Annotated in this window: 10 protein-coding genes; 9 read left to right on the forward strand and 1 reads right to left on the reverse strand. The window is 45.4% G+C overall.

The genetic code is table 11. The features are described from left to right. Positions 1–32 precede the first annotated feature (32 nt). The 9 genes from QUA71_RS07630 (at position 33) to QUA71_RS07670 (ending at position 10391) form a co-directional block, all read left to right on the forward strand. On the forward strand, positions 33–1682 hold the full coding sequence (locus tag QUA71_RS07630) for a hypothetical protein (RefSeq protein WP_333283748.1): 1650 nt from the start codon (positions 33–35) through the stop codon (positions 1680–1682). A 423-nt stretch (positions 1683–2105) separates the two neighbouring features. Further along, positions 2106–3026, forward strand: a complete 921-nt coding sequence (locus tag QUA71_RS07635) for an NAD(+) kinase (RefSeq protein WP_333218354.1) — start codon at positions 2106–2108, stop codon at positions 3024–3026. 161 nt (positions 3027–3187) lie between these two features. Next, positions 3188–3673 (forward strand): hypothetical protein, encoded by a 486-nt coding sequence (locus QUA71_RS07640; RefSeq protein ID WP_333218355.1) that lies wholly within the window; start codon positions 3188–3190, stop codon positions 3671–3673. 165 nt (positions 3674–3838) lie between these two features. After that, positions 3839–5815 (forward strand): carbamoyltransferase, encoded by a 1977-nt coding sequence (locus QUA71_RS07645; protein ID WP_333283750.1) that lies wholly within the window; start codon positions 3839–3841, stop codon positions 5813–5815. 86 nt (positions 5816–5901) lie between these two features. Continuing rightward, positions 5902–6309, forward strand: a complete 408-nt coding sequence (locus QUA71_RS07650) for an SxtJ family membrane protein (RefSeq protein ID WP_333283752.1) — start codon at positions 5902–5904, stop codon at positions 6307–6309. Then, positions 6310–6474, forward strand: a complete 165-nt coding sequence (locus QUA71_RS07655; protein WP_190657062.1) for a DUF5989 family protein — start codon at positions 6310–6312, stop codon at positions 6472–6474. It abuts the gene before it with no gap. Between the two features lie 4 nt (positions 6475–6478). Continuing rightward, on the forward strand, positions 6479–7711 hold the full coding sequence (locus QUA71_RS07660) for an SGNH/GDSL hydrolase family protein (RefSeq protein ID WP_333283754.1): 1233 nt from the start codon (positions 6479–6481) through the stop codon (positions 7709–7711). Between the two features lie 13 nt (positions 7712–7724). Then, a complete protein-coding gene (locus tag QUA71_RS07665) occupies positions 7725–9050 on the forward strand; it encodes a hypothetical protein (RefSeq protein ID WP_333283756.1) in 1326 nt (441 codons plus the stop codon). 6 nt (positions 9051–9056) lie between these two features. Continuing rightward, a complete protein-coding gene (locus QUA71_RS07670; RefSeq protein ID WP_445243761.1) occupies positions 9057–10391 on the forward strand; it encodes a hypothetical protein in 1335 nt (444 codons plus the stop codon). A 67-nt stretch (positions 10392–10458) separates the two neighbouring features. Here the strand turns inward: QUA71_RS07670 and QUA71_RS07675 are convergent, their stop codons facing one another. Further along, positions 10459–11787, reverse strand: coding sequence for a hemolysin family protein (locus QUA71_RS07675; RefSeq protein ID WP_333218361.1), 1329 nt, complete (start codon positions 11785–11787; stop codon positions 10459–10461). Positions 11788–12004: the final 217 nt, after the last annotated feature.

Raw genomic sequence — 12004 nt, forward strand, 5'->3', positions numbered from 1 at the left:
TCTAGTAATATTTCGCGATCGCTGAAAGCTTTATGATTCGCCGCTACATTGCTAGCATCAGCACCAGCATCTTAAAACGTACCTGCGCCGCAACCGCCTTGCTAGCCTTAACTTTGGGATGTTCGTCAACGAAGCCGCCCAACACCGCAGCGCCATCGGGTTCGATCGAATCCGCAGTCTTAGCGCAGTCCCCAACGTCTCTGTTAGCCCGAAACCCCAACAAATCCAAAAAGTCCGTCAGCGTTTCTTCATGCCCTCAAAACGATGGCTTCACCGAGGCAGTTAACTTTGCCACCCAAGCTTCTAATTTGGCTCAATCAGCTAATTCAAAACAAGAGTGGGACAAAGTAGCCGCCCTGTGGGTGCAGGCCGTCGCCTGGATGCAAGCCGTTCCCGCCGGTAGTCCCAGACGGGCGTTTGCTGAGAAAAAAGTAATCGAGTACATGAGAAACCTGGTTTATTCCCAGCAGCAAGCGAGCGCAACCAGAACGCAAGCCAGTACAGTCAGCTTCAGCAGCGATTTGCTAAACGAACAACTAGAACTTTACCTATCCTACGTTGCTGCGGTCGGCCCGCCAGATGTTTTGATTGTCGGCAGTTCCCGGGCATTGCAGGGCGTCGATCCCAAACAGCTAAAACAATCTTTGGCCCAAAGGGGCCGTCCGGGCTTAAAAGTATTTAACTTTTCAGTCAACGGCGCAACTGCACAAGTAGTTGACTTTCAACTGCGGCGGCTTTTGAAGCCGGGTCATTTGCCTCAAATGATTGTCTGGGCGGATGGTGTGCGCGGATTTAACAGCGGCCGGGACGATCGCACTTTTAATTCGATCGTCGATTCTGAAGGCAGCCAACTTTTAGCAGCAGGCATTCGCCCCGAACTGCCCTCGGATGAACCCAACGAGATTCCGCTGTGTTACAGATTCCCGCAGCCCTGCGCTAACAACACTTTCCGCAAAGCATTGGCATCTGTCGATCGACCTTTCAGGGGCGGACAAGATGCCCACCCCACAATCAAATTCCTCTCTAGTGGAACGGGCATCTTGCCCGTTGCTGACACCCACCCCACAATCAAATTCCTGTCTAGTGGAACCGGCATCTTGCCCGTTGCTGAGAATGCTGCAAGATATGAGTTAAAACCGATCGCAGCGAATGCAGCAACCCAAAAAGCACAATTGATTCCAGTCTCGCGACGCACAACAGTAGCCATCAGACAACTCAACCAATTGGCAGATTCGATCGACTCTAACGGATTCATGGCTATATCGGGCACTTACAACCCCAACACTTATTATCGAGAACGCGCTTACGTTTCAGGCCAGTACGATCGCGACTACGAAAACTTCAACCTCGGAGGCAAACAAGCAACAGCCTTTAATTCAGTTGTAGCATTTACCAAAGCTCGCAAAATTCCCCTAATTTTCGTTAATTTGCCCCTCACCAACGACTACTTAGACGGAACTCGCCTGTGGGCAGAACAGCAGTTCCGGCAGCGAATGCAGCAACTCTCGCGGCAAAAAGGCTTCGCTTTCCGCGACTTGTCGCAGCGCTGGCCGGGCCGTAACGACTATTTTTTTGACCCCAGCCACCTCAACCGCTTTGGGGCGAGCGCAGTTTCTAGCCTGCTCGCGGCCGATTCCAGCATTATCTGGCCGCGGCCCAAATCCAGCCGCAGCGAGGGATAATACCATTTTCGATTTTCGATTTTCGATTAAAGAATTGGGAATGACAGATGATATCAAATCTGCCCTTCATCGGAATTATTCATCTCTCTTCCCTTCCTCTGTATCCTCTGCGTCCTCTGCGGTTTAATCATTCCGATATAACCGGAATTGATATGAGATAAGGGTTTGCAGCTTGCCAAAAATTGGATTACTTTTTGGAATTGCTATAAACCAGAGGCAGAATCTCCGAGGGGAGATGCCCTGCGGCATCGGAATAAGATTTTTCCGAGTACAGTGCCATCGTCCCGGTCGCGGCACTTCAGTCTAAAATCTCATCATCTAAAATCTAAAATCGATGTGCAGTGCGATCGTCCCGCTCGCGGCAATTCAGTCTAAAATCTAATCATCTAAAATCCAAAATCTAAAATCTAAAATCGATAGGTTGTGCAACTAAAACAAGTAATTATCGCCCACAAAGCCAGAGATACCCTCAGCCAGCGGTGGGCAGAACAGTGTGCCCGCCAATTAGAAAGTCGCGGGTGTCACGTTTTAATGGGGCCCAGTGGCGCGAAAGATAACCCGTATCCGGTGTTTTTAGCTTCTAGTAACAGCCCAATTGATTTAGCGGTAGTGCTGGGGGGCGACGGTACGGCCCTAGCTGCCGCGCGGAATTTGGCGGCTGACGGCATCCCGATTTTGGCAGCGAATGTGGGGGGACATCTGGGGTTTTTAACCGAGTCTTTTGAGGATTTCCAAAATACTGAGGAGATTTGGGACAGACTTTCGGAAGATAGGTATGCTGTGCAGAAGCGGATGATGTTGCAGGCAACAGTTTTTGAGGGAAACAGAAGCAATCTCGAACCCCAAAGCGATCGATTTTTGGCACTAAATGAAATGTGTGTCAAACCTGCTTCAGCCGATCGAATGCCGAGCTGTATTCTAGAAATGGAAGTTGACGGCGAAGTAGTCGATCAGTATCAAGGCGACGGTTTAATTGTGGCAACTCCCACCGGTTCGACTTGCTACACCGCATCTGCCAACGGGCCGATTATGCACTCGGGAATGGATGCGATCGCAGTTACTCCGATTTGCCCTTTGAGTTTATCCAGTCGGGCGATCGTACTCCCGCCCGGTTCAGTCGTCAGCATTTGGCCTTTAGCAGATTACGAACTCAGTACCAAACTCTGGACAGATGGCATTTTAGGTACTGCAATTTGGCCGGGACAGCGCGTAGACGTGCGGAGGGCAGACTGCGAAGCCAAATTTATCATTTTGCGGAAAAACTATTCTTATTACAACACTTTGAGGGAAAAACTTCACTGGGCAGGAGCCAGAATTCGCTACAGCAACAATCACCGCAATTAATCCGAATCATCCACCATGAAACTGCATTAACCCCTAGGACACGTAAGCGTGAAAAAACCTGTTAAATCACCAACAATCTAGATACAAAAACCGCCCTCAGCCAACCCATAATCTCTGTACTTTGTTAAGATCGCTCAATATCTTGACAAACAGCCTGATCCATGCAGATTTCCAAAAAATCAACCCGACCTTTCAACCCTCAAGATACATATCCCTGTCCCGTGTGTCGCACCGGTCAAATTTCCACCCTAGCGCTGATGGACGCCCTAGCTTGCAACTTCTGCCAGCACATTTATACTGCAAGCGTTGAAAGACAATCGCTCCAAATGGCCGATCGCCAACCGCCCGTAACTTGGCACTGGAACGGCAAACAGTGGATAGGAGCCCACCTCGAAGGCGTAGAATTCGGATGGCCCTACTTTGCAGCGGCTCTTGGTCTAATTTTCCTTCCCACTACCTTGCTGGGACTTTCAGCTTACTATTTTCCCCCGGTTCCCGGCAGCCGGTTGTCGTGGCTGCCCGTAGCTTGGACAGGCTTAGCTTTTTTGTCGCATTTAGGCATTGTGCTGTGGTTGGTAGGTGAATTTTATCAATTCCCGGTGGTGACTTACTTCAGAGCTTGGGGGCGCAGGATTAGCCGGCGCTAGCTTAAATGCTCTCTAACAGCCGCCCTCCGGCGGCCCACCGACATCGATCCAGGTAAAATTAGAGGCGATCGCAAAACTCTCGCCCAAATCCGCACTTAAGCAGCTATAATCGTTAGCTATTCTAAATAGTCAGATACAAACGCATTGCGATTTGTGAGGAGACGAATGAACATACTTGGAATCTCGGCGTATTACCACGACAGCGCCGCAGCCTTAATTCGCGACGGAGAAATTATAGCGGCAGCGCAGGAAGAAAGATTTTCCCGCAAAAAACACGACGCCAGATTTCCCAAGAATGCGATCGCTTATTGCTTGAAAGAAGCGAAAATAGATTTGCGGGAACTCGATCACATAGTCTTTTACGACAAACCTTTAGTCAAATTCGAGCGCCTTCTCGAAACCTATTTAGCCTACGCGCCCCAAGGTTTTCGCTCTTTCCTAACAGCCATGCCGATATGGCTCAAAGAAAAGCTTTACCTCAAAACCATGCTCAAAAGAGAGCTTGCAGAAATGGCAAACTGCAAAACGAATAAACTGCCATCTCTGCTATTTACCGAACACCACCAATCGCACGCAGCATCGGCATTTTTTCCCAGCCCGTTTCAAAAAGCAGCCGTTTTGTGCCTAGACGGCGTGGGCGAGTGGGCAACAACCTCGGTTTGGTTGGGAGACGGGAACGAACTTACACCTCAGTGGGAAATTGATTTTCCCCACTCCTTGGGTTTGCTTTATTCAGCTTTCACCTATTACACCGGCTTCAAAGTCAACTCTGGTGAATACAAACTCATGGGTTTAGCTCCTTACGGCGAACCCAAGTATGTAGACAAAATTCTCAACTATTTAATCGACCTCAAAGATGACGGAACTTTCCGTTTGAACATGGATTATTTCAACTATACTGTTGGCTTAACCATGACAAATAAGAAGTTTGACGAACTGTTTGAAGGGCCGCCGCGTCAAGCTGAAGGAAAATTGACTCAGCGAGAAATGGACATTGCAGCTTCCATTCAAGTTGTTACCGAAGAAGTTGTTTTGCGGCTTTGCAGAACAGTTAAAAAAGAATTGAATGTCGATTATCTTTGTCTTGCCGGCGGCGTTGCTCTCAACTGCGTTGCTAACGGTAGACTCTTGCGGGAAGGTATTTTCAAAGATATTTGGATTCAGCCGGCGGCGGGAGATGCTGGCGGTGCTTTGGGCGCGGCTTTGGCGATTTGGTACCAGTATTGCGAACAAACTCGCACTGTGAGCGCCAACTCGACAGCAAATAGTATAGAATCCCTCAAGACTGAGCTTGTCACTACAAACGCAGCGGTTGAGGAGAGGACTTCCGTTGTCACTACACACCAAGCGGTGGCAACTGTGGCGAAATCAGTTGCTCATTTAACTTGTCACGACCAAATGCGGGGCTCTTATTTGGGGCCGAGGTTTACTGACGCAGAAATTCTCGAATATTTGGATGCTGTCAAAGCCAGCTACCACCGATTGGACGATGCCGAATTAATGCCGCAGTTGGCTGAGATTTTGGAACAGGGAAATGTGGTGGGATGGTTCCAAGGGCGGATGGAATTTGGGCCGCGGGCTCTGGGCGGTCGATCGATCATTGGCGATCCCCGTAGTGCTAAAATGCAGTCCGTGATGAACCTGAAAATTAAATATCGGGAATCATTTCGACCTTTTGCTCCGTCAATCTTAGCTGAGCGAGTTGCGGATTATTTCGAGATTGACCATTCTAGCCCTTATATGCTATTAGTAGCACCTGTCAAAGCCAGTCTCCGTATTCCGATGACTCCCGAACAAGAGCAGTTGTTTGGCATTGAAAAGCTCAACATTCCGCGATCGGAGATTCCGGCTGTCACTCACGTCGATTACTCGGCTCGCATCCAAACTGTTCACAAAGAAACCAATCCTCGCTACTATGACTTAATTAGTCATTTTGAAGAGCGATCGGGCTGTTCTATTGTGGTAAATACTTCTTTCAACGTCCGAGGCGAACCCATTGTTTGCACTCCCGAGGATGCTTACCGCTGTTTCATGCGAACCGAAATGGACTATCTGGTATTGGAAAATTACTTGCTTCCCAAGTCCGAACAAATTCCTTGGAAACAAGATGATGCTTGGAAAAATGAATTTGAACTAGATTAGTCATTAGTTATTAGTTATTAGTTGGAACGCATAACTAATAACTAATTCCCAATACCCCATTCCCAATTCCCAATTCCCCATTTCTAATGAGCGACGAAATTAAAAAACTCGATAAAAAGGGCTTGCGCGATTTCGGGCTGCTAATTGGCGGCTTAATTGCAGTGCTGTTCGGTTTAGCAGTACCTTTACTGCGGCGGCATTCTCTACCTTGGTGGCCTTGGGCAGTCTGCGGAGTGCTAGTGCTGCTAGCATTGGTTGCGCCGAAATCGCTGAATCCCGTTTATCACGCGTGGATGCGCTTTGGACTTATTCTTAACAAAATCGAAACGCCGATCGTCCTAGGGATAGTTTTTTACCTGATAATTTGGCCCATGGGAGTGATCAAAAACATTTTCGGCGAAGATGCGATGCGACGAAAACTCAATCCCAAAATGGATACTTACCGCATCCCAAGTAAAGCAAGAACAAAAGTTAGTATGGAGCGTCCTTTCTAAGTGTTTGAAGCAACTTTAGATTTTCTCAAAGATTTGTGGGCGTTTATGAAAGAACGCCAAAAGTATTGGCTGTTGCCGTTAATTGTGACTTTAGTCTTTTTGGGAGCTTTGATTGTATTGAGTCAGGGTTCTGTGATTGCTCCGTTTATTTACACCCTGTTTTGAAAGAATGAGCAAGTTGAAAAATTTGGGTGTCAATTTAGGTTTGACACTCGGCGGTTTATTTATGGGGGTGGTAATTGGTGAAATTGGATTGCGGGCGGCCAAGATTGAAGGCTATCCCAAAATAGGAGATTTGGTAGACTCGGCGCCAACTCATTTCCACACTGCCGATCAGAATTTGGGCTGGAAGCTGAAACCGGGTGTGTCGGGGGAGTGGAATGGGGAAGGTGCGAGTCTTGTGCAGGTGAATAGCGAGGGTTTGCGCGATCGTGAACACACAAAAGCAAAACCTCCAAATACTTTGCGGGTGGCAGTTGTGGGCGATTCTTTCACCGAAGCAATTCACGTACCTGTGGAACAAACTTTCTGGTCAAAATTGGAACGAAAGTTAAGCAACTGTCAGGCCGTTAAGGGACGCAAAAATGTTGAGGTCATCAATTTCGGGGTGCAGGGCTACGGTACTGCTCAAGAATTGATGATGCTGCGAAAAAAAGTGTGGGATTACAGTCCTGATATTGTAATTCTTGCTTTTTTTATTGGCAATGATGTGATAAATAATTCTCTGAAACTGGAATACGATCGCTACCGACCATTTTTTGCTTATGATGCTAGCGGCAAGTTAGTACCGGATATGTCTTTTCGCAATCTGGCGCCGCTCGACCGCAACGAAAGAGCAGTTTCCTTCGTAGACAGGATGCCCAGTTTGATCGTCAACAATTCGCGCATTTTGCAGGTCATTAAAAAAGTAGACTTAGATAGGAAAAAGCGGGAGTTATCGGAGGAGTTTACCGATTTAAGTAGCCAAAACTTCAAGGAACCTCAGGATGCAGCTTGGCAAGAGGCTTGGAGGGTGACAGAGGGTTTGATTGTGACGATGCGGAATGAAGTCGTGCAGAAAAATGCTGATTTCTTGCTTGTGACGATCGGCGATGCGATGCAAGTTAGACCAGAAGGCCAGGAGCGAAAAAATTTTATTAGAAAAAACAACATTCAGGATTTGTTTTATCCCGACAGGCGGCTGGAAAAATTGGGCGCGCGCGAGGGTTTTCGGGTACTGAATTTATCCGAACAGTTCCAACGTTACACTGAAAAATATCAAGTCTGCGCCCACGGTTTTGAGAATTATGTACCCTGTGGGGGTCACTGGAATGAACTCGGACACCGGCTGGCCAGTATCCTGATTAACCGAAATTTGTGCCAACAATTGAAGCAGTCTCAAGTCCCCAAAAAACAACCGTAATCAGTCAAATTTCATGAAAGATTCAACGGCGCTCGAAAAATGCAAAAATATATTAATTATAATCGCGGTTAATTTGGCGATCGCCTTTATTTGTCTGGAAGCTTTGTCGCTAGCTTTTTATTTTATAAAACAAAAGCAGTTTTTTTATACCAGAACTAAAGGTAAAGAACAAGTAGTAGAAGATATTGAGCGGCTCGGAATTAGAGTAGATGAATCAATTGTAGAAAGACTGCACCCGTTTTTTGGCTACGTGCTGAAACCAGGTGCTTTTACCAATGAAAAATTAAAGTTAAAAGTCAACAAACACGGCTTTTTTTCCCTCTACGAATATCCCTTTGTTAAAACCCATAAAAAACAATTTATTATCGGAGTTTTTGGGGGTTCGGTTGCCAACAATTTTGCAGTAGATGAATATAAAAATCAAATATTGTCTAAAAAATTGCAGATTTATCCAGAATTTGCCGAGCGCGAAATTGTGGTGTTAAATTTTGGCAATGGCGGCTACAAACAGCCCCAACAATTATTAATTGTAAATTACTTTCTGGCTTTGGGTCAAGAGTTAGATTTAGTCATCAATATTGACGGTTTTAACGAAGTAGCACTGTCAAATTTAAACAACAAAGCCGAAGTAGAAATAGGAATGCCCAGCCTTCAGCACATACAGCCTCTGACGGGTTTAGCCAACAACAACTTGCCGCCGGAAGCGATGAGTTCGATCGTGGAAATTAACGAAACCAAAAAAGAGTTGAAAGCAGGTATTGACAAATTGCAAACTTGTCAGCTTGCTTTGTGTCACGCTGTTACCTCGCTACAGGTGAAACAATTAGTCAACAATTACCAGCAAGCCGTTGTCAAGTACGATACGCAAGTCAAACAATCCAACTCAGACACGGCGAATAGCAGTATAGTGTACATTCCCAAAGCTGACTCTGTTTTCGAGGATGCCGCTGCTTTTGACAAAATGGCATCGATGTGGTACCAATCGTCGATCGGGATGAATCAAATTTTATCAAGTAGAAAGATTAAGTATTTTCACTTTATTCAGCCCAACCAGTATTATCCCACTAAGCGAGCGTTTACCGCCAAGGAAAAGGAAATCGCGATTAACAAAGAGAGTCCTTACATTGAAGGGGTAAAAAAAGGTTATCCGGTGCTTTTGTCCAAAGTGGATGATTTGCAAAAAGCTGGGGTTAATATTTTTAGCGCAGTGAATATTTTAGACAATACAAAAGAGACGGTTTACAAAGATGCCTGCTGCCACTATAATTCAGTGGGAGAAGAAGTATTGGCAAATTATGTTTCCAGTTCTATTATTAAAGTAGTCAGGGAGTCGAAATAGAGGTTTATGAAAGATTTAAAAGTCCTCAACAAAGGACAAGAATTTCTAAAAATTGCTTTGATTAACTTAGCGCTTTTACTGTTTTTCCTGGAACTTGGTTCCTTGGGATGGTATTTTGTCAAGCACAAGCAATTTTTCTATAATAGAGAAAAAGTGCAAAATAAGTCGGATTTAGGAATTAATTTAGAAGGAGTGCGGCTGAATCAGTCTATTGTTGAAAGGTTTCATCCTTTTTTGGGATTTATTCAACAACCAGGCCCCGATTTTCGCCCTGGTTTTAAAATTAACAATTACGGATTTATCTCTCCTTACGATTACCCTTTGAAAAAAACCAAGAAAAATCAATTTATTGTCGGAGTTTTTGGCGGTTCTGTGGCTTCTAATTATGCAGTATTTGAAGTTCAAAACAAAATTTTACCTCAATACCTCAAGCAGCTTCCGGGTTTGAAAGATAAAGAATTTGTAATTTTGTCTTTTGCTACCGGAGGCTACAAACAACCCCAGCAATTATTAATTCTAAACTATTTTTTGGCTTTAGGGCAAGAACTGGATCTGGTCGTCAATATAGATGGTTTTAATGAAGTAGCACTTTCTAACTTAAACAATAAAAATAAAATTGATTTGGCGATGCCAAGTATTCAGCATATTTTGCCGCTGACTAGCTTGGCGAATAATAGCCTTTCTACAAAAGCGATGAAAGCAACTATCAGAATTAGAGAAAATAAAGCTAGGATTAGTCAGGGTTTGGAAAGTTTGCAACACTGCTATTTAGCTGCGTGCGATGCTTTGACTTCTGTTTACGTTCAAAATCTAGTTAATAACTATAAAACCGATGTCATTAAGTTTGAGAAAGAACGGACTAAACAACAAAAAAATGACAGTGGTAGCGTTATTTATATCAATCCTAATATGTCTGTTTTACAGGATTCATTAGCTTTTGAAGAAATGGCATGGAATTGGGCGAAAAGTTCAATTTTTATGCACAAAGTCCTGTCTGCTAGTAATGTGCCTTATTTTCATATTCTTCAGCCTAATCAATATTATCAGACGAAAAGGGTGTTTGGTGAAGCCGAAAAGCAGATTGCTTTTAACAAAGAGAGTCCTTATGCTAAAGCTGTACAAATTGGATATCCGGCTCTTTTCAAAAAGTTTCCGAACTTGGAAAAAAATAATATTAATATATTGAATGCTGTCAATGTTTTTGACAAGACTAAAGACGCTGTTTATGTAGATAGCTGCTGCCACTACAATCAAGCTGGAGAGGTGGTTTTCAGCAATTATGTAGGTCGTTCTATTCTGGAATCTTTGGGGAAAGATGAGGCTAGAAGCAAAAAGAAGTAGGTCTGAAATATCCGCTGAATGGTTGATGTAGGGTGCGCCTAGCGCACCTTACCGCTGAGTTTAAATTTTAGGTGTTTGGTTGGGTTCTAGGTCGATCGCCCGCTGAGTCGATCGGCATTACCAATATCTTATCAACTCGGTTGCCGTCCATATCGACTACTTCCACGCGCAAACCGTTCCACTCAAAATGCTCGGCTGCTGTGGGAATTTTGCCCAAATTTGTAATCACAAAACCGCCCATTGTGTGATAACTTCCTTTGTGTTCTGCTGACTCTTCGATTCCAAACAGCTCAAAAAAATCTTCGACTGCTAGCATTCCGTCTAACAGCCAAGAACCGTCTTCGCGCTGCACGGCTTCCGGCTCGTCAGCATCTTCAATCGAGGGAAAGTCGCCAACGAGTTCGACTAAAATGTCGTTGACTGTAACCAATCCTTGAATCACGCCGTATTCGTCTACCACCAAGGCAATTTGATTGCTAGATTGCTTGAAAAGCTCTAATACTTTTAACCCCCGCGTGCTTTCCGGTACAAATAAAGGCCGCCGTAAGGAAGCGCTTAAATCGAGGGGTTGACCGGTTAAAGTCCTCGACAGCATATCTGTAACGTGTACTAAACCGAGCACGTTGTCGAGGCCTCCTTGACACACTGGAAACCGAGAATGACCGCTGCCGAGCATTTTTTGGCGGTTTTCTTCTACTGAGTCGTCGAGGTCGAGCCAGGTAAGATCGGGACGCGGGGTCATTAAGGCGCTGACTCGCCGATCGCCCAAACGAAAGACTCTTTCCACCATATCTTGTTCGGCTTCTTCAAAGGTTCCGGCTTCGGTTCCTTGCTCGATTAAAACTTTAATTTCCTCTTCTGTAACTTGCGGTTCTGTTGAAGGCACAATCCCCATGATCCGCATCACTAAGTCAGTGGAATGACTTAACAGATAAACCGCAGGAGCGCCAATTTTTGAGAGCATTCGCATGGGAATTGCTACGCTAGAAGCGATCGGCTCCGGGTTGTTGAGCGCTAGCCGCTTCGGCACGAGTTCGCCGATAATTAAGGTCAGATAAGTGATAGTTAAAACTGCTACTACTGAGGCGATCGTCTTAGAGTAGGGCGCGAGGACAGGAATCAGGTTCAACAAAGGCTCTACTCTTCTAGAAATCGTCGTTTCTCCAAAAGCGCCCGACAGAATGGCCAGCATCGTAATCCCGATTTGAACTGTCGGTAAGAACTGATTGGGGGCATTAGCCAGATCCAAGGCTACGCGGGCATTGGTTGAACCTTGGTTGGCCATCTGTTGCAGTCTCACCTTCCGTACAGAGATGATGGCCATCTCTGACATCACAAACAAGCCATTGAGGAAAATTAGCAGGAGAACAATCAGAATATCGGTACTTGGGGACATTTCTAAAATTTTCGGTAGTAACGGCTAAGCGCTCTGCCCGGTTAAAGGAGAAGCCTGCAAGCTGCGAATCTCGATCGCAAAAGCGAAATTTTTTCTAAACCTGTCACTAGATTAACGTCCCGGGCTCGATCGCGATCGCAGGATCGACATATTAAAGCAGAAATCTATCTCCAGTTAAGTTCCAAGGCGTCAAGAGCAGAGCGGCACAATCATGGAC

The sequence above is a fragment of the Microcoleus sp. MON1_C5 genome (assembly GCF_036701875.1).
Lineage (GTDB): Bacteria > Cyanobacteriota > Cyanobacteriia > Cyanobacteriales > Microcoleaceae > Microcoleus.

What these genes read in the sequence shown, in the direction of transcription:
- QUA71_RS07630 (WP_333283748.1), top strand. Translation starts at nt 33, where the DNA reads ATGATTCGCCGCTACATTGCTAGCATCAGCACCAGCATCTTAAAACGT.
- QUA71_RS07640 (WP_333218355.1), top strand. Translation starts at nt 3,188, where the DNA reads ATGCAGATTTCCAAAAAATCAACCCGACCTTTCAACCCTCAAGATACA.
- QUA71_RS07645 (WP_333283750.1), top strand. Translation starts at nt 3,839, where the DNA reads ATGAACATACTTGGAATCTCGGCGTATTACCACGACAGCGCCGCAGCC.
- QUA71_RS07650 (WP_333283752.1), top strand. Translation starts at nt 5,902, where the DNA reads ATGAGCGACGAAATTAAAAAACTCGATAAAAAGGGCTTGCGCGATTTC.
- QUA71_RS07660 (WP_333283754.1), top strand. Translation starts at nt 6,479, where the DNA reads ATGAGCAAGTTGAAAAATTTGGGTGTCAATTTAGGTTTGACACTCGGC.
- QUA71_RS07665 (WP_333283756.1), top strand. Translation starts at nt 7,725, where the DNA reads ATGAAAGATTCAACGGCGCTCGAAAAATGCAAAAATATATTAATTATA.
- QUA71_RS07670 (WP_445243761.1), top strand. Translation starts at nt 9,057, where the DNA reads ATGAAAGATTTAAAAGTCCTCAACAAAGGACAAGAATTTCTAAAAATT.
- QUA71_RS07675 (WP_333218361.1), bottom strand. Translation starts at nt 11,787, where the DNA reads ATGTCCCCAAGTACCGATATTCTGATTGTTCTCCTGCTAATTTTCCTC.